Annotated in this window: 21 protein-coding genes; 13 read left to right on the top strand and 8 right to left on the bottom strand. The window is 70.3% G+C overall.

The features are described 5' to 3' along the window. Positions 1–254 precede the first annotated feature (254 nt). The 4 genes from motA (at position 255) to x551_RS10185 (ending at position 3,318) form a co-directional block, all read left to right on the top strand. The gene (gene motA, locus x551_RS10200) at positions 255–1,115 is read left to right on the top strand and encodes a flagellar motor stator protein MotA (protein ID WP_011830455.1); all 861 of its coding nucleotides are present in this window, start codon (positions 255–257) and stop codon (positions 1,113–1,115) included. A 129-nt stretch (positions 1,116–1,244) separates the two neighbouring features. Further along, on the top strand, positions 1,245–2,207 hold the full coding sequence (gene motB, locus x551_RS10195; RefSeq protein WP_036233205.1) for a flagellar motor protein MotB: 963 nt from the start codon (positions 1,245–1,247) through the stop codon (positions 2,205–2,207). Between the two features lie 45 nt (positions 2,208–2,252). After that, positions 2,253–2,669, top strand: coding sequence for a chemotaxis response regulator CheY (gene cheY, locus x551_RS10190; protein WP_256363982.1), 417 nt, complete (start codon positions 2,253–2,255; stop codon positions 2,667–2,669). Between the two features lie 13 nt (positions 2,670–2,682). Further along, positions 2,683–3,318: a protein phosphatase CheZ gene (locus tag x551_RS10185; RefSeq protein ID WP_011830457.1), complete on the top strand. Its 636-nt coding sequence runs from the start codon at positions 2,683–2,685 to the stop codon at positions 3,316–3,318. 19 nt (positions 3,319–3,337) lie between these two features. On the opposite strand, the gene x551_RS10180 is transcribed toward x551_RS10185, so the two are convergent. Further along, on the bottom strand, positions 3,338–3,949 hold the full coding sequence (locus x551_RS10180; RefSeq protein WP_161728009.1) for a hypothetical protein: 612 nt from the start codon (positions 3,947–3,949) through the stop codon (positions 3,338–3,340). Between the two features lie 105 nt (positions 3,950–4,054). Between x551_RS10180 and x551_RS10175 the strand changes: the two genes are divergently transcribed. The 7 genes from x551_RS10175 (at position 4,055) to x551_RS10145 (ending at position 10,545) form a co-directional block, all read left to right on the top strand. Beyond that, positions 4,055–4,798: a sulfurtransferase gene (locus tag x551_RS10175; protein ID WP_036233211.1), complete on the top strand. Its 744-nt coding sequence runs from the start codon at positions 4,055–4,057 to the stop codon at positions 4,796–4,798. A gap of 218 nt (positions 4,799–5,016) precedes the next feature. Continuing rightward, a complete protein-coding gene (locus x551_RS10170; RefSeq protein ID WP_158304623.1) occupies positions 5,017–6,339 on the top strand; it encodes a cyanophycinase in 1,323 nt (440 codons plus the stop codon). Positions 6,340–6,435: 96 nt separating this feature from the next. Next, on the top strand, positions 6,436–7,227 hold the full coding sequence (locus x551_RS10165) for an ABC transporter substrate-binding protein (protein ID WP_036233214.1): 792 nt from the start codon (positions 6,436–6,438) through the stop codon (positions 7,225–7,227). Between the two features lie 25 nt (positions 7,228–7,252). Continuing rightward, the gene (locus tag x551_RS10160) at positions 7,253–7,945 is read left to right on the top strand and encodes an ABC transporter permease subunit (RefSeq protein WP_275452071.1); all 693 of its coding nucleotides are present in this window, start codon (positions 7,253–7,255) and stop codon (positions 7,943–7,945) included. Then, positions 7,942–8,532, top strand: a complete 591-nt coding sequence (locus x551_RS10155; protein WP_310732245.1) for an ABC transporter permease — start codon at positions 7,942–7,944, stop codon at positions 8,530–8,532. The genes x551_RS10160 and x551_RS10155 overlap by 4 nt, the downstream gene beginning before the upstream one ends. 120 nt (positions 8,533–8,652) lie before the next feature. Further along, a complete protein-coding gene (locus tag x551_RS10150; protein WP_036233218.1) occupies positions 8,653–9,768 on the top strand; it encodes a succinylglutamate desuccinylase/aspartoacylase family protein in 1,116 nt (371 codons plus the stop codon). A gap of 3 nt (positions 9,769–9,771) precedes the next feature. Then, positions 9,772–10,545 carry an ATP-binding cassette domain-containing protein gene (locus tag x551_RS10145; RefSeq protein WP_011830465.1) on the top strand — a complete coding sequence of 258 codons (774 nt, stop codon included), beginning with the start codon at positions 9,772–9,774 and terminating at the stop codon, positions 10,543–10,545. 13 nt (positions 10,546–10,558) lie between these two features. Here x551_RS10145 and x551_RS10140 read toward each other — a convergent pair whose 3' ends face one another. Next, positions 10,559–11,278 (bottom strand): DUF599 domain-containing protein, encoded by a 720-nt coding sequence (locus x551_RS10140; protein ID WP_036233234.1) that lies wholly within the window; start codon positions 11,276–11,278, stop codon positions 10,559–10,561. Between the two features lie 113 nt (positions 11,279–11,391). Between x551_RS10140 and x551_RS10135 the strand changes: the two genes are divergently transcribed. Further along, positions 11,392–12,963 (top strand): NAD(P)/FAD-dependent oxidoreductase, encoded by a 1,572-nt coding sequence (locus x551_RS10135; RefSeq protein WP_051511937.1) that lies wholly within the window; start codon positions 11,392–11,394, stop codon positions 12,961–12,963. Here the strand turns inward: x551_RS10135 and x551_RS10130 are convergent. From x551_RS10130 to x551_RS10115, 5 genes are all read right to left on the bottom strand, one after another. Further along, positions 12,888–13,793 (bottom strand): alpha/beta hydrolase, encoded by a 906-nt coding sequence (locus x551_RS10130; RefSeq protein ID WP_036233225.1) that lies wholly within the window; start codon positions 13,791–13,793, stop codon positions 12,888–12,890. The genes x551_RS10135 and x551_RS10130 overlap by 76 nt on opposite strands. Positions 13,794–13,930: 137 nt before the next feature. Beyond that, the gene (locus tag x551_RS27200) at positions 13,931–14,077 is read right to left on the bottom strand and encodes a hypothetical protein (RefSeq protein WP_231497685.1); all 147 of its coding nucleotides are present in this window, start codon (positions 14,075–14,077) and stop codon (positions 13,931–13,933) included. Beyond that, positions 14,068–14,502 (bottom strand): NAD(P)H-dependent oxidoreductase, encoded by a 435-nt coding sequence (locus x551_RS10125; RefSeq protein ID WP_231497686.1) that lies wholly within the window; start codon positions 14,500–14,502, stop codon positions 14,068–14,070. The genes x551_RS27200 and x551_RS10125 overlap by 10 nt, the downstream gene beginning before the upstream one ends. 10 nt (positions 14,503–14,512) lie before the next feature. Further along, a complete protein-coding gene (locus x551_RS10120; protein WP_036233228.1) occupies positions 14,513–15,067 on the bottom strand; it encodes a flavodoxin family protein in 555 nt (184 codons plus the stop codon). A 58-nt stretch (positions 15,068–15,125) separates the two neighbouring features. After that, on the bottom strand, positions 15,126–15,827 hold the full coding sequence (locus x551_RS10115) for a pirin family protein (protein ID WP_036233230.1): 702 nt from the start codon (positions 15,825–15,827) through the stop codon (positions 15,126–15,128). A gap of 122 nt (positions 15,828–15,949) precedes the next feature. Between x551_RS10115 and x551_RS10110 the strand changes: the two genes are divergently transcribed. Further along, positions 15,950–16,930 carry a LysR substrate-binding domain-containing protein gene (locus tag x551_RS10110; protein WP_011830472.1) on the top strand — a complete coding sequence of 327 codons (981 nt, stop codon included), beginning with the start codon at positions 15,950–15,952 and terminating at the stop codon, positions 16,928–16,930. A 25-nt stretch (positions 16,931–16,955) separates the two neighbouring features. Here x551_RS10110 and x551_RS10105 read toward each other — a convergent pair. Beyond that, on the bottom strand, positions 16,956–17,250 hold a 295-nt coding region (locus tag x551_RS10105), incomplete at its 5' end, for a triphosphoribosyl-dephospho-CoA synthase (RefSeq protein WP_036248396.1).

The raw sequence follows: 17,250 nt of genomic DNA, 5'->3' as shown, positions 1-17,250 counted from the left end.
CCCGACGCTGCCGCCCGCACGGCGCCCAAGTTCCCGCTCCAGGCGCCGATAAGGGCCGGAGCTGGCGCGTTTCGCGCCCCGCTCCGCCTTGCCTCCGGCTGGCCTGCCGTTCGGCCGGCCGGCCGCGCGTCGGGCGGTCCGTCACGTTCTGTCACCGACTGCACGCCTCAAGTCCGGTGACACCGGGCCGATAAGCAAGGACAGAACCCTCCGCAGGGCCTCGGGCTCGCGGCATCTCAACCGGACCGCTCACCATGTTCGTCATCATCGGCTACGTCGTCGCGCTGGGCTGCATCTTCGGTGCCTACGCCATTCACGGCGGGAACATGCAGGTCATCCTGCATGCGATCCCGACCGAGATGATGGCCATCGGCGGCGGCGCGGCCGGCGCCTTCGTGGTCGCCAACCAGCCCAAGACGCTGAAGGCGGTGCTGAAGGCGATCCCGACGCTGCTGAAGGGCTCCAAGTACACCAAGGCGCGCTACATGGAGTTGATGGCGCTGCTCTACGACATCCTGCAGAAGGCCCGCAAGGAAGGCCTGATGGCGATCGAGAAGGACGTCGAGGACCCGCACAACTCACCGCTGTTCAAGAAGTACGCGACGGTCGGCTCCGACCACCACGTGGTGGAATTCGTCACCGACTACCTGCGCATGATGGTGTCGGGCAATCTCAATCCGCACGAGATCGAGTCGCTGATGGACAGCGAGATCGAGACCCATCACCACGAGGCGCACGCCCCGGCCGCCGCGATCGGCCGCCTGGCCGGCGCGCTGCCCGCCTTCGGCATCGTCGCAGCGGTGCTGGGCGTCGTGAACACCATGGGCTCGGTCGGCCAGCCGCCGGCGGTGCTGGGCGGCATGATCGGCTCGGCGCTGGTCGGCACCTTCCTGGGCATCCTGCTGGCGTATGCGGTGGTCGAACCGCTCGGCGGCCTGCTCGAGCAGAAGAACGATGAGGGCTCCAAGGAGCTGCAGTGCATCAAGACCACGCTGCTCGCGAGCATGCAGGGCTATGCCCCGGCGATCGCGGTGGAGTTCGGTCGCAAGACGCTGTACTCGACCGAGCGCCCGTCGTTCAGCGAGCTCGAAGGCCATGTGAAGGGCAAGAAGTGAGCAACCTGACCGAAGCGCCGCCGGGCCGCCGCCGGGCCGCTCCCAAGGCGGACCGCGCCCCAGGGGCCACCCAGGCCCCTTCGTGGCCCATGCGGGCAGGCGCCGTACTCGGCGACGTGGAGGCATGTGATGGCCGGCGACGCGAAGAAACTGCAGCCGATCATCGTCAAGAAGATCAAGAAGGGCGGCCACGCTGCGCACGGTGGCGCGTGGAAGATCGCCTACGCCGACTTCGTGACGGCGATGATGGCCTTCTTCCTGCTGATGTGGCTGCTCGGTTCGACCACCGAGGGCGACCGCAAGGGCATCCAGGACTACTTCAACAACCCGATCAAGGTCTCGATGATGGGCGGCTCGGGGTCCGGAGACTCGTCGAGCGTCGTCAAGGGCGGTGGGCAGGACCTCACGCGCAGCACCGGCCAGGTGAAGCGCGGCGACGTCGAGGCCGAACGCAAGAGCTACACGCTGCAGGCGCTGAAAGCCACGCGCGCGCAGCAGGCCTCCGCCGAGGCGGAGAGCCTGAAGATGCTGAAGGGTCGCGTCGAGTCCAAACTCGCCAACGATCCGCGCTTCAACGAGCTGAAGGCCCAGATCCGCTTCGACATGACGACCGACGGCCTGCGCATCCAGATCGTCGACGAGCAGAACCGACCGATGTTCGCGACCGGCTCCGCCGTCGTGCAACCCTACATGCGCGAGTTGCTTCGCACCATCGGCGGCGTGCTGGCCGAAGTGCCCAACAAGCTGACGCTGGAAGGCCACACCGACACGGCGGCCTTCAGCGCCGGCGCCGGCGGCTACAGCAACTGGGAGCTGTCGGCCGACCGCGCCAACGCATCGCGCCGCGAGCTCATCGCCGGCGGGTTGGCCGACGAGAAGGTGCTGCGCGTGCAAGGCCTGGCTGCCAGCAGCCTGTTCGACCGCGAGCAGCCGCTGAATCCGGTGAACCGGCGCATCAGCATCATCGTGATGAACCGGGAGGCCGAGGACCGCTTCCACGGCAGTGCGGACACCGAGGTGCAGCCGCCGGCCCTGGAAGTTGCGACGGCACTGGCCGAATCGGCCTCAAGTCCGCGGGCCGACACCCGATAACCCGTACAGAACACCGCATGGCCCGCCCCAGGGCAGCATGAACCGATAGCGCGCGAGGACCTTGACCATGAGCACCCCGACCTCAAATTCCTGATCGTCGACGACTTCTCGACCATGCGCCGCATCGTGCGCGGCCTGCTCAAGGAGATCGGCTACGTCAACGCCGATGAGGCCGAGGACGGCGCCGTGGCGCTGCAGATGATGAAGACCTCGAAGTACGACTTCGTGGTCAGCGACATCAACATGCCCAACATGAACGGCTTCGACCTGCTCAAGGCCGTCAAGGCCGACGACAGCCTCAAGCACATCCCCGTGCTGATGGTGACGGCCGAGGCGCGCAAGGAAGACATCGTGCTGGCCGCACAGACGGGAGCGGCCGGCTACATCGTCAAGCCCTTCACGAAGGCGACGCTGGAGGAGAAGGTCCAGAAGATCATGCAGAAACTGGCGGCCACGGCCTGAAGGACAACAGCCCATGAAGATGGACGACACGGCCTTGCTGGCCCATCCGCCGACGCCCAGTACCTCGCCCGAGGTGTTCCAGCAGCTCGGCGCGATCACGCGCCAGTTGCACGACACCCTCGCGCAGCTCGGCGTCACGCCCAAACTGCAGCAGGCGGCCGAAGGCCTGCCCGACGCGCGCAGCCGCCTCAACTACATCGCCGAGAAGACGGCGGCAGCGGCGAACAAGGTGCTGAACTCGGTCGATCAGGCCAAGATGGAACACACCCGCATCGCCGCCGAGACGCGCCGCATCGCCGCCGCCATCGTCGCCGATCCGGTGAAGGCCGTGGCCTCGGGCTCGGTGATGAACTTCGTCAGCGATGTCGAAGCCGCCACCGCACGCATCGATGCCGATCTGACCGACATCATGATGGCGCAGGACTTCCACGACCTCACCGGGCAGGTGGTGGCCAAGGTGGTGTCGCTGGCGAGCGATCTGGAAGACAGCCTGGTGAAGCTGCTGGTGCAGGCGGCACCGCCCGAACAGGCGCAGAAGGTGGTCGAGAACACCATCCTCAACGGCCCGGTGGTCAACCCCGAGGGGCGGACCGACGTGGTGCAGAACCAGGGCGAGGTCGACGACCTGCTGGCCAGCCTGGGATTCTGATCCGGCGAGGGCCGGCGCCTCAGTGACTGCGGCTGGCCGTGCGGAGCAGCGAACGCGAGGGCAGCGGCCGGATCACCCGGCTCGGGCGGTAGGCCGAGCGCACTCGCAGCGGTGGCAGCATCGTAGCCATGGTCGTCGGCATGAGCACCGCGTCTGGCGGCAGCGCCTGGACCCTCGGTGCGGCGCGCGGTGCCTGGGGTGCACGCGCCAGGAAGCGACGGCGCAGCTTGCGAAGCCGCTCCAGATCCGCCGCCGCGATCGAGCACCAGAACGCGGCGAAGACGCCCAGGCAACTCAGCATCCATCCGGCCCCGTCGCCGAGCGGCTGGTCGAGCGGAGTCAGCAGCGTGGCGGCCATCAACGCCAGCGCCATGAACACGGCCAGGTCGAAACAGAGAGCGCCGGCCGTGCGGGTGAAGCAGGCGCTGATCTGCCGCCGTGCGGCGCGCGAAGCGCCTTGCACCTTGCCCACCAGGCGCTGGGCGGTGGCCCAGACCGCCAAGGCGACGGGGCCCGGTTTGTCCACTGTGCTGTCCATGATCGTCATCCTTGCCGGCGCTTCCTTGCCGTAACCGATAAGGTAGCGAATCCCGGTCGCGGCAACACCCCGCGATTGCAGGGCGCGCCACAAGCTGGTGCGGCACTCGATCACGTCCGGAGGAAAGCCCGCCCTCACTGACGCACGCTAAAGGTGCGCTGCACCGCCGTCCGCGCCGGTGATTTCTACAATCACCCGATGCCCAGCCCCGCCGTCCTGAACCTCGCCGCCTACCGCTTCGTCGCGCTCGACGATCTGGAGGCCTTGCGCGAGCGGCTGCTGTCACAGGCCCAGGCGCTGGCCCTCAAGGGCAGCGTCCTGCTGGCCGAGGAAGGCATCAACCTGTTCCTGGCCGGTGCGGAGGCCGACGCCCGCGGTTTCCTGTCGTGGCTGCGCGGCGACGCGCGGTTCGCCGACCTGCAGGCCAAGGAGAGCTGGAGCGAGCGCCCGCCGTTCCAGCGGCTGCGCGTCAAGCTCAAGCGCGAGATCATCCGCATGGACCATCCGACCGTCCGTCCGGTCGACGCCCGCGCACCCGCGGTGGATGCCGCCACGCTGGCGCGCTGGCTCGATGCCGGTCGGTGCGACGCCGGCCGGCCCTTGCTGATGCTTGACACCCGCAACGGCTTCGAGGTCGACGCCGGTCGCTTCGCCGGCGCGATCGACTGGCGCCTGGAGCGCTTCGGCGAATTCCCGGCTGCGCTCGCCGCCCATCGCGCCGAACTCGCCGGCAAGACCGTGGTGAGCTACTGCACCGGCGGCATCCGCTGCGAGAAGGCCGCGTTGCTGATGCGCGAGCAAGGCGTCGAGCACGTGCTGCAGCTCGACGGCGGCATCCTGCAGTACTTCCAGACCGTCGGCGCACGCCACTACGAAGGCGGCTGCTTCGTGTTCGACGAGCGCGGCACGCTCGACGCCGACATGCAGCCGGCCCCGGCGTGAGCGCCCTCGCCGCGGGTCGGGGCGCCCGCTGCCGCCGCCGGCAGGCGCGAGACTTGCTCAAGCGTGATGCCTGCCGCAGTTCGTGCTTGCCCGACTCGGCGGATCGCCACATCGATGCCAAGATCGAATCTCTGCAACGCGCCATCACCGGAGGCTTCATCACCATGCCGGCCCCACTGCTCGCTGCTGCATCCGGCCCCTCGCACCGGAAGGGTCCCGTGTTCTCCCGGACGACGGGACGCTGGATCGTCATGCTGCTCGCCTGGGCAGTCACGACGACGGCACTGGCGGCGGCGTCCGCCGCCGGCACGGCCCCCACCGGTTATGCCGTGCCGATCGGTGGCGAACTGAGGTACGACAACACCGCGGTCTGGTCGCGACTGGTGCAACTGTCGGGCGGACCGGGCTCGCGCTGGGTGGTGATCCCGGCGGCGTCGTCTGCCCCCGAGAAGACCGGCGAGATGGTCGTCGATGCCCTGCAGCGCCACGGCGCCCAGGCCGTGACCCTGCCGGTCGCGCCGGAATGGCAGGGCTACGAAGTGGCCGAGGCGGTGCACGACCCGGTACTGATCGAACAGGTGCTGGCGGCCACCGGCATCTACTTCGCCGGGGGGGCGCAATCGCGCATCACCGACTCGCTGCAACCCGACGGCCTGCCGACGCCGCTGCTGCAGGCGATCTGGAGCGTGTACCGCGCCGGCGGCGTGGTGGCCGGCACCAGTGCCGGCGCCGCGGTGATGAGCGAGACCATGTTCCGAGACGCCTACGACGTGCTGCGTGTGCTCAAGCGCGGCCGTCTCGACGAAGGGCAGGAGATCGGCCGCGGCCTGGGCTTCGTCGGACCCGAACTGCTGATCGACCAGCACTTCCTCAAGCGCGGCCGCATCGGCCGCCTGCTCCCGCTGATGGTGCAGAAGGGCTACCGCCTCGGCCTCGGTGTGGAGGAGAACACCGCCGCGATCCTGCACGACGGCAAGGTCGAGGTGGTCGGCGGCAAGGGCGTGCTGCTGGTCGACCTCGGCGCGGCCTCGCAGGACGGCCGGCTCGACGCCTTCAACCTGCGCAATGCCAAGCTCACCTACCTGGACCGCGGTGACCGCCACGACCTGCACAGCGGCGTCACCACGCCCTCGCTGCAGAAGCTCCAGGGGCAACTGATCGACCCGGGCTCGCCGGACTTCGCGCCGAGCTTCGAGAGCGCGCCGTTCCAGAACGACATGCTCGGCCCCTCGACCATCGTCGACGCGATGGGCTCGCTGCTCGACAACCGCGACACCGAGGCCACCGGGCTGGCCTTCAGCGGCACGCCACGCGCCAGCGATCCGCAGCCCGACCTGGGTTTCGAGTTCCGGCTGCGGCGCGGCCCCGACAGCCACGGCTGGTACACCGGCGCCTTCGGCGGCGACGACTACACGGTGCTCAACCTCTACCTCGACGTCACGCCGATCACCATCGCCCGTCCGCTCTACGGTCCGGCGACCGCCTCCGCGACCGATGCCGTGGTGCCACGCTACGAGCCGCTGGCGCCGACCCTTCCCTGAGCTGTCGCCCGCAGCGGCTAGCATGGCGTCCGGCGACGGCCCGTGCGCTGCGCTCGCGCGCCACCCCCGCCCTTCCAACGACCGCATGAGGACCGCATGACCCGTTTCGCCTCCTTCCTGGCCCTGGCCGCCGTCCTGCTCTTCGCGGCCGAGCCCGGGCTGGCTGCCGACGGGAAGAAGCTGCGCATCGCCGTCGAGGGCGCCTACCCGCCGTTCAGCGAGGTCACACCCTCCGGGCAGTTGAAGGGCTTCGACATCGACATCGCGAACGCGCTGTGCGCCCAGATGAAGACCGAATGCACGCTGGTGCAGCAGGACTTCGACGGCATGATCCCGGCGCTGCAGGCGCGCAAGTTCGACGCCATCGTGGCGTCGATGTCCATCACGCCGGAGCGGCAGAAGGTCGTGGCCTTCACCGAGCGCTACTACCAGACCCCGGCGCGGCTGGTCGCCAAGAACGGGAGCAAGCTGGAGCTCACGCCCGAGGGCCTGAAGGGCAGGAAGATCGGCGTGCAGCGCTCGACCATCCACGACCGCTTCGCCACCGCCACCTTCAAGGGCGCCGAGATCGTGCGCTATACCAAGCAGGACGAGGTCTTCCTCGATCTCGCCGCCGGACGCATCGACGCGACGCTGCAGGACTCGGTGGCCGCCGACGTCGGCTTCCTCAAGACACCGCAGGGCAAGGGCTACGGCTACATCGGCCCGTTCTACGACGACGAGAAGTTCTTCGGCGTCGGCGCCGGCATCGCGCTGCGCAAGGGTGACACCGAGCTGCAGTCGAAGCTCAACGCGGCGATCAAGGGGATCCGCGCCGACGGCACCTACAAGAAGATCCAGGACAAGTACTTCGACTTCGACGTCTACGGCGAAGCGCCGAAGAAGTGAGGCCCGCCGCGCTCGCACCGCCCCGCTGATGCTGCACGGCTATGCCCCCTCGCTGCTGAACGGCACGCTGCTGACCCTGGCGCTGGCGCTGCTGTCGCTGGCCATTGCCGCGGTGCTGGGCCTGGCCGCCGCGAGCGCCCGGCTGTCGCGCTCGCGCTGGCTGCAGGGCGGCGCGCTGGCCTACACCACGCTGATCCGCGGCGTGCCGGACCTGGTGCTGATGCTGCTGGTGTTCTTCGGCGGCCAGCTTGCGGTCAATGCGCTGGCCCAGCAACTGGGCTTCGCGGACTACATCGATGTCGACCCCTTCGTGGCCGGCGTGCTGACGATCGGCTTCGTGTTCGGCGCCTACCTCGGCGAGACCTTCCGCGGCGCCTTCCTTGCACTGGCGCCCGGCCAGCGCGAGGCCGGCCTGGCCTGCGGCATGAGCCGCTGGCAGGTGCTGCGCCGTCTGTTGCTGCCGCAGATGCTGCGCTACGCCCTGCCCGGCCTGTCGAACAACTGGCTGGTGCTGGTCAAGAGCACCGCCATCGTCTCGGTGATCGGCCTGAACGACATGATGCTGCGCGCCACCCAGGCGGCCGGCGCGACGCGCGAGCCCTTCGTCTTCTACGCCAGCGCGGCACTCATCTACCTCGCCATCACCAGCGTCAGCGAGCTGGGCTTCAAGGCGCTGGCCCGCCGTCTCGCGGTCGGCGTGAGGACGGGCGCACTGTGAACTTCGAGGCCATCGCCGAGAGCCTGCCGCTCTACGCGAGCGGCCTCGCCACCACGCTGCAGCTGCTGCTGATCTCGCTGGCGATCGGGCTGGTGGCGGCACTCCCGCTCGCGGTGCTGCGGGTGTCGGCCTCGCGGTGGCTGCACGGCCCGGTGTGGTGCTTCACCTACGTGATCCGTGGCACGCCACTGCTGGTGCAGCTGTTCCTCGTCTACTACGGTCTGGCGCAGTTCGAGTGGGTCCGCGCCAGCATCGCCTGGCCCTGGCTGCAGTCGGCCTGGTTCTGCGCCTGCCTGGCGTTCGCCGTCAACACCTGCGCCTACACCACCGAGATCATCGCGGGCAGCCTGAAGGCCACGCCGCATGGCGAGGTCGAGGCGGCACGCGCACTGGGCCTGTCGCGTGCCCAGGTCTGGCGCCGCATCCTGCTGCCCTCGGCGCTGCGGCGCGCGCTGCCGGCCTACGGCAACGAGGCGGTGCTGATGCTGCACGGCACCTCGCTGGCCAGCGTGGTCACGCTGCTCGACCTCACCGGCGCCGCGCGCGAGGTCAACTCGCGCTTCTACCTGCCTTCGAAGCCTTCCTGACGGCCGCTGCGGTCTACTTGGGCCTGACGCTGGCGCTGGTGGGTGCGCTGCACGCGGCCGAGCGCCGCTGGCTCTCCCACCTGCGCCCGCGCGCCTGAGCCTCCGGAGACCTCCACCACCATGCACCGCCGCGACCACCCCTTGCCCAGCCGCAGTCTCGGCACGCTGCGCACGCTCACCAGCTTCCACTATGGCCCGCCCGGCGGCCCGAAGGTCTACGTGCAGGCTTCGCTGCACGCCGATGAGTTGCCCGGCATGCTGGTCGCGCACCACCTGCGCGAGCGGCTGGCCGAGCTGGAGGCCCGGGACGCGCTGCGCGGCGAGGTGGTCGTGGTGCCAGTGGCCAACCCCATCGGCCTGTCGCAGTGGCTGCTGCGCAGCCCGATCGGCCGCTTCGAACTCGCCAGCGGCGAGAACTTCAACCGCCACTACCCGGCGCTGCGCGACGCGGTGTGGGCGCGCATCGAGCCGTCGCTGGGGCCGGACGCGCAGGCCAACGCCGCGCTGGTGCGGGCGGCGCTGCGCGAATCGGTGGCGCTGCTCACCGTGGAGTCCGAGCTGGAGGCGCAGCGCCGCACGCTGCTGGCGCTGGCCTGCGACGCCGAGGTGGTGCTGGACCTGCACTGCGATGCCGAGGCCGTGCTGCACCTCTACGCCGGCACGCCGCTGTGGCCGCAGACCGAACCGCTGGCACGCTACCTCGGCGCCCAGGCAACCTTGCTGGCCACCGAGTCGGGCGACCAGCCCTTTGACGAGGCCTGCTCGCAGATCTGGTGGGAGCTGGCCGAGAAGGCCGGCCTCGCGCGGCCGATCCCGCTGGGCTGTCTGTCGGTGACGGTCGAGCTGCGCGGCATGGCCGACGTGGGCCACGCGCAGGCGCGCCAGGATGCGCAGGCGCTGGTCGACTTCCTGACCCATCGCGGCCTGGTCGCCGGCGAGGCCCCGCCGCTGCCGCCGCTGCCCTACCCCGCCACGCCGCTGGCCGGTTCGATGCCGGTCACCGCGCCGGTCAGCGGCGTCCTGGCCTGGCACCGCGGGCCCGGCGACTGGGTGCGCGAAGGCGAGCTGATCGTCGACGTGATCGACCCGATCAGCGGCCAGATGACGGCGCTGGCGAGCGCGACCGACGGCCTGCTCTACGCCCGCGAGAACCTGCGCTTCGTGACGGCCGGCACCCGGCTGGCCAAGGTGGCCGGCCAGGAGGCCCGGCGGACCGGCAAGCTGCTGGGTGCCTGAGGCATGAGCGGCGATCCCAAGCTCCAGGCCCTGGGCCTGTACAAGCGCTACGGCGCTCACGAGGTGCTGAAGGGCGTGTCGCTCACGGCGCGTGCCGGCGACGTGATCACGGTCGTCGGCTCCAGCGGCTCGGGCAAGAGCACGCTGCTGCGCTGCCTGAACCTGCTCGAGCAGCCGAGCCAGGGCCGCCTGCTGCTCGGCAGCGAGGAACTGGCGCTGGTGCCCGACCGCGACGGCAGCCTGCGCGCCCGCGACGCGAAGCAGCTGCAGCGCTGGCGCGCACGGCTGGCGATGGTGTTCCAGTCCTTCAACCTGTGGCAGCACCTGACCGCACTGCAGAACGTGATCGAGGCACCGATGCAGGTGCTGGGCCTGGGCAAGGCCGAGGCCACCGAGCGCGCGCAGGCGCTGCTGGCGCGCGTGGGCGTGGCGCACCGCGCCAGCACCTTCCCGGCCCACCTGTCGGGCGGCGAGCAGCAACGCGTCGCGATCGCGCGTGCGCTGGCGATGGAGCCCGAGGTGATGCTGTTCGACGAGCCGACCTCGGCGCTCGACCCCGAGCTGGTGGGTGAGGTGCTGAAGGTGATGCGCGATCTGGCGGCCGAGGGCCGCACGATGATCGTCGTCACGCACGAGATGGGCTTTGCGCGCGAGGTGTCGAACCACACGCTGTTCCTGCACCAGGGCCTGATCGAGGAACAGGGCCCGCCGCGCGAGGTGCTGGCGCAGCCGCGCAGCGAACGGCTGCGGGCCTTCCTCTCGGGCGGGCTGAAATAGGCCGGCAGGACCCTCAGTCGCCGCGCAGCACCGCCAGCACCTCGGAGCGGAACTCGCGCTGGTAGAGGATGTAGACCACGCCCGCGGTCGCCAGTGCAAACGCCAGCGGCGAGAAGAACCAGGCGATCGCCGCGAACGCGAAGTAGTAGGCCCGCAGGCCGTCGTTGAAGGTCTCGGCGGCCATGCCGACCACCCGCCCGGCGCGGTCGGCGAAGGCCTCGCGCTGCGCCTGCCCCACCTCGCCGAGCGCGTCGTAGGCCTTGGCCTCGGGGGCCGACGCGACCAGCAGTGCACCGAAGGTGTACTGCCGCAGGCTCCAGGTGAAGCGGAAGAAGGCATAGACGAACACCGCCGTCAGCAGCAGCAGCTTCAGGTCGAACACCAGCGCGGTGGTGCGCGTGGCGAACGGCAGCTCCTGCACCAACTCGGTCGCGCGGTCCGAGGTGCCCAGCAAGGCCAGCAGGCCGCCGATGATCAGGATCGTGGTCGACGCGAAGAAGCTCGGGCTGGTCGACAGGTTCTGCACCACCACGCCATCGACCACCCGCACCTCGCGGTGCGTGGTCTGCAGCATCCACTGGCGTCGGATGCGGTTGGTGGCGCCAAGAATGGACGCATGCGTGGCCGCGCGGCGGCTGGCGAAGGTCGCATAGCCTGACCACGCGGCGAAGAACCAGCCGACCGCGGCCCAGTCGGCCCAGGGCAGCAGCGACAGCAGGGTCGTGAACGACATCGTGGAGAACGGCGACATGGACACGATGCTAGTCCACTGCCGTCCCGTCGCGCCACGCCGGTGCGCACGGCGCCTTCCCTTAAAGTCGCGCCTCGGTCCTTCCTCCCCAGTGCATGAGTGTCCAAGAACACGCGGTCCTGATCGTCGGCGCCGGCTTCGCCGGCCTGGGCATGGCCATCCGGCTGCGTCGCGACGGCATCGACGACTTCGCGATCCTCGAACGCGCCGACGCGGTGGGCGGCACCTGGCGGGACAACCGCTACCCCGGTTGCGCCTGCGACGTACCCTCGCACCTGTACTCCTATTCGTTCGAGCCCAACCCGCGCTGGACCCGTGCCTACGCGCCCTGGCACGAGATCCGCGACTACCTCGAGCACTGCGTGCGCAAGTACCGACTCGGCCCGCACCTGCGCTTCGGTGCGGCGCTGCGCGAGGCCCGCTGGGACGCCACGACCGGTCGCTGGCAGGTGCTCACCGCCGACGGTCGACGGTTCAGCGCGCCGGTGTTGATCGCAGGCCTCGGTGGCCTCAGCAACCCGGCGCTGCCACGCATCGAGGGCATCGAGCGCTTCGCCGGCCTCAGCGTCCACAGCGCCGCCTGGCCCGACGGGCTGGACCTGACCGGGCGCCGCGTCGCGGTGATCGGCACCGGCGCCAGCGCGATCCAGCTCGTGCCGCAGCTGGCCGGCCGGGCAGCGCAGGTCGATCTCTACCAGCGCACGCCGGCCTGGGTGCTGCCCAAGGCCGACCGCGCGCTGCACGACTGGGAGCGCCGGCTGTTCGCGCGCTGGCCGTTCGCCCAGCGGATCGCCCGCGGGGCAAGCTACTGGCTGCACGAGGCACGCGCGATCCCGCTGGTGCAGCAGCCCCGATGGCTGCGCGTGGGCGAGGCCGAGGCGCGCCGCCACCTGCGCAGCCAGATCGCGGACCCGGCTCTGCGTGCCCGCCTCACGCCCGACGATACGCTGGGCTGCAAGCGCGTGCTGCTGTCGAACGACTACTACCCGGCGCTGGCGCGGCCGGATGTCGAACTGGTGAGCGAGTCGATCCGCGAGATCACGCCGCGCGGCGTGGTCACGGCCGACGGCCACGAACGCGTGGCCGACGTGCTGGTGTGGTGCACCGGCTTTCGCGTGCAAGGGCGCCTGCCGGCCGGCACGCTGGTCGGGCGCGACGGGCTGGACCTGCGCGACGCCTGGGAGCAGGCCAGCGAGGCCTATCTCGGCACCACCGTCGCCGGCTTTCCCAACCTGTTCCTGCTGAACGGGCCGAACACCGGGCTCGGCCACACCTCGGTGCTGCTGATGATCGAGGCACAGCTGGCCTACATCGGCGACGCGCTGCGCACGCTGCGCGAGCGCGGGCTGCGCAGCGTGGAGGTGCGGCGCGAGGCGCAGGACGCTACAACGCAGAGCTGCAGCGCCGCCTGGCCGGCACCGCCTGGGCCAGCGGCTGCCGCAGCTGGTACCTCGACCGCAACGGCCGCAACACCGTCATCTGGCCGGGTTTCACCTTCGAGTTCCGGCGCCGCACGCGCCGCTTTGACGCGGGGGCCTACCGGTTCGAACCCGCCGCGCCCTGAAGCGGCGCGGCGTTTCGCTGCCGCGACTCAGCCGGCCGTCACCAGGTGCTGGTGGAACCAGTCGGTGACGGCTGCGCCGGCGATGTGGAAGTCCTGCACGTAGGCATCGAAGTGGCCGCCCTTCAGCAGCACCAGCTTCTTCGGCTCTAGCGCACGCTCATAGGCCGCCAGCGCCTCGTCGGCGACCGTCAGGTGGTCCTGCAGCGCGACGATCATCAGCAGCGGCGTCGGGCTGATGTAGGCGATGTGCGCCCCCGGCTCGTACTCGCCGAACATCTCCACCGAGCGCAGCGTGATCTCGTTCTTCCACGACGGTGCGCGCAGCAGGTGGGTCGCGTTCATGAACGACCACGAATCGGCGGTCGGCAACGCTGCCGGCCCGGCCGGGTCTTCCGAGATGATCGGCATCGTCATCGGCGGCTCGCCGCGCAGGCGGGCCCGGCGGTCCTGGTCGAACAGCGCGCGCAGTCCGGCGAACTGGTCGGCGCGCACCAGCCGGCGCGCATTGCGGTGGCCGGAGATCAGCGGCACCTGCGAGGCCACGCACTTGACGCGCCGGTCGAGCGCCGCGACGACCAGCACGTGGCCGCCGCTGTAGCTGGAGCCGAACACGCCGATGCGCTCGGCGTCGGTCTGCGGCAGCGTCTCGGCGTAGGTGATCGCGTCGCGGTAGTCGCGGATCTGCTGCAGCGGATCGACCTCCTGGCGCGGCAGGCCGTCGCTGGCGCCGAGGTTGCGGTTGTCGTAGACCACCGAGGCCACGCCGACGCCGGCCAGGGCCTCCGCGTAGTGGTCGAGGTACATCTCCTTGACGGCCGAGAACCCGTGCGACATGACCACGGTGGGGAACTTCGGCCCGCCACCGCCCGGCACGTAGTGCCAGCCTCGCAGGGTGGTGCCGTCTTCGGTCTTGAATTCGATATCGTGTCTCATCGTGCAGTCTCCTGAGACCCGCAGCGTCGCCCGAAGCGGGCCCTCGGACAAGCGGTTGTTTACCCTGCGTGGGCGTCCCAGGAACGAGACACGGCGCCGGCCGGCACGACTGTTCCGTTTCGTGCCAGGACCGCGACTCAGGCGCTGAGCGCGGTGGCCGTCTTCACCAGCGCGGCCAGCACGCCGTGCAGGGCCCGGGCCTGCTTCTCGTCGGCCAGCGCGCCTTCGGCGGTGAAGGCCTGGGCCGCATTGCCGAGCGCGAACTGCGGCGGGATCACCAGCATCGCCGGATTGATGGACAGGAAGTTGCGCAGCACCAGCAGCTGCGCAGTCCACCCAGCGCGCCCGGCGAGGCGCTCAGCAGCGCGGTCGGCTTGCCGTTCATCGCCTTCATGCCCTCGGGCAGTCGCGATACCCAGTCGATGGTGTTGATCAGCAGCGGCGTGGGAAAGGCGTTGTACTCCGGCGAGACCACCACGAAGGCGTCGTGGCCTGCCATCTGCCGCGCCAGCGTGCCGGCGCCGGCCGGCACGCCCTGCGCCGCCTCGAGGTCGGCGTCGTAGACCGGCAGCGCCAGCGCGCGCAGGTCGGCCACGCTGGGCTCGGCACCCAGCTCGCGGAGCACGGCCGCGGCCGCCTGCGCGAGCTGGAGGTTCCACGAGCCCGTGCGGGCACTGCCCGGGATCAACAACACGCGCAGACCGGCCATCGTTCACTCCTTACTTGTTCAGACGAGCGGCCATTGTGGCGACCCGCGCGCCGAACAGGCGGGCGGTCTCCAGATCGCCCGGCAGCATCTCGTCGACACTGGCGTCCGACGGGCTCTGCGCCATGGCACCCGAGAACGACGCCACGTAGTTGATGTCGTTGCGCCCCGCAGCCTTGCTGTTGCTTGGCATCAGGCCGGTGCCGACCCACACGCCGCTGTGCTGCATCGCCAGCGTGAACAGGTAGTGCAGCGTCGACAGCTTGTCGCCGTTCATCGAGGCGCTGTTGGTGAAGCCGGCGAACAGCTTGTCCTTCCAGGCTTGGCCGAACCAGGGCTTGCTGGAGGCGTCGGCGAACTTCTTGAACTGCCAGCTCACGCTGCCCATGTAGGTCGGCGAGCCCATGATGATGGCGTCGGCCGCGGCCAGCTTCTCCCAGCCACCCTCAGGCAGGTTGCCCTCGGCGTCGATGGCCAGCAGTTCGCCGCCGGCGCCCTGGGCCACCGATTCGGCCATGCGGCGGGTGTGGCCGTAGCCGCTGTGGAACACGATCACGATCTTGGACATGGTGGATTCCTTTCGAGGAGGTCGAGACAGGGGACGGGAATGCAAAGCCCGGCGCGCCTCAGCGCGCCAGGTCGAACACGATCACTTCGGCGCCCTCGCCGTGGCTCAGCTCGAGCCGGCTCTCGCCGTCGAGCTGGGCCGCGTCGCCGGCCTGCAGCGCCCGGCCGTTCACGCTGACGCTGCCGCGGGCCACGTGCACATAGGCCAGCCGCTTCGGGTCGAGCACCAGTGCGGCGGCTTCGGCGCCGTCGAACAGGCCGACGTACATCGCGGCATCGGCATGCAGCGTCACCGCGCCGTCGCGGCCGTCGGGCGAAGCCACGAGCTTGAGCACGCCGCGCTTGCTGTCGGCCGCGAAGTGCTTCTGCTCGTAGCCCGGCGCGACGCCCTGCGCTTCCGGCAGGATCCAGATCTGCAGGAAATGCGTGGTCTGCTGCGTCGCGTGGTTGAACTCGCTGTGGCGGATGCCGGTACCCGCGCTCATGCGCTGCACGTCGCCGGGCTGGATGGCCGCACCGTTGCCGATGCTGTCCTTGTGCCCCAGTGCGCCGTCGAGCACGTAGCTGATGATCTCCATGTCGCGGTGGCCGTGCGTGCCGAAGCCGGTCCCGGGCGCGATGCGGTCCTCGTTGATGACGCGCAGGTTGCCGAAGCCCATGTGGGCCGGGTCGTGGTATTCGGCGAACGAGAAGCTGTGGTGGCTCTTGAGCCAGCCGTGGTCGGCATAGCCCCGTTCGGCAGACTTGCGCAGGGTGATCATCGAGGACTCCTGGTGGGGCGGTGGAGGTCACCGCGATGAATCCAATGTAGGAGGGGCTCGGGTCGCGATCGCCCACTGCGGCTTGATGGCATCATTCAAAGTCCTTGAAGCTGGAAAGCCCGATGAGCGACCGACGCAACGTCCTGACGCCCGAAGCGCTGACCATGGTCGACCTGATCGCCCGCACCGGCAGCTTCGCGGCGGCAGCGCGCGAGCTGGGCAAGGTGCCGTCGGCGCTGACCTACAGCGTGCGTCAGCTCGAGGACGCGCTCGACGTGCTGCTGTTCGACCGCAGCTCGCGCCAGGCCAAGCTCACCGCCGCCGGCGAGGAGCTGCTGCACGAGGGCCGGCGGCTGCTGCTGGAGATCGACGCGGTGGCCAACCGCGTCAAGCGCGTCGCCACCGGCTGGGAGACCCAGCTCACCGTCGCGGTCGACAACATCCTGGCGCCCACCGCGGTGTTCGAGCTGGTCGAGGCCTTCTACACGCTGCGCGTCGCGACCCGCCATGCCCCAGACAGCCCGCCGCCGACGCGGCTGCGGCTGCGCAGCGAGGTGCTGTCGGGCACCTGGGAGGTGCTGGCCACCGGCCGGGCCGACCTGGCGATCGGCCTGGCCGGGGATCCCTCGCAGGGCAGCAGCGGCATCCGCTGCGAACCGCTGGGCTCGCTGGACATGCGCTTCGCGGTGGCTCCCCACCATGCGCTCGCGGCCCTGCCCGAGCCGCTGTCGGCCGAGACGATCGCCGCGCACCGCGTGGTCGCCATCGCCGACAGTGCGCACAGTTTCGCGCCGATGACGCTGGGCGTGCAGCCTGGCCAGGATGTGCTCACCGTACCCTCCCTCGCCGCCAAGCTGGAGGCGCTGCTGCGCGGACTGGGCTGCGGCTCGATGCCCGAGCCGCTGCTGCGCCGCCATGCCGAGGCCGGTCGGCTGGTGATCAAGCAGACTACGCTGCCGACGCGCAACCTCGGCCTGCACTACGCTTGGCATGCGCCGGGCAACAGCGCGCCGGGCCTGGCCTTGCAATGGTGGCTGTCACAGCTGCGCAGCGGGGCCACGCAGCGGGCGCTGCTGGAGCAGCACGCCGGGCTGGTGCTCTGAGCACCTGAACCCGGCGGCGCCCCGTTCAATCGGTGCAGACGCGCTGCACCCAGCAGGCTGCGGCCAGCACGTCGGCCGCGCCGCCGGGTGACAGGCGCCGCGCCACGAACGCGCGGTGGATGGCTTCGGCCTGCGCTGACGCATCGCCCTGCGCGGCGCCGCCGGCCGCGAGGAAATTCGCCGCGGCACCCTGCGCGTAGCGCAGTCCCGGCAGGCCGCCGCGGTGGGCCAGGTTGGTGTCGTCCAGCACGGCGATCACGTGGAACAACGCCTCGAGCCGTGCGGCGCGCACCGCGAGGCCGTGCGCCAGCGCCCGGCGC

The organism is Methylibium sp. T29, assembly GCF_000576205.1.
Classification (GTDB): domain Bacteria; phylum Pseudomonadota; class Gammaproteobacteria; order Burkholderiales; family Burkholderiaceae_C; genus Methylibium; species Methylibium petroleiphilum.
Note: the sequence above shows the minus strand (reverse complement) of the source record. Positions and strands in the feature narration are given on the sequence as shown.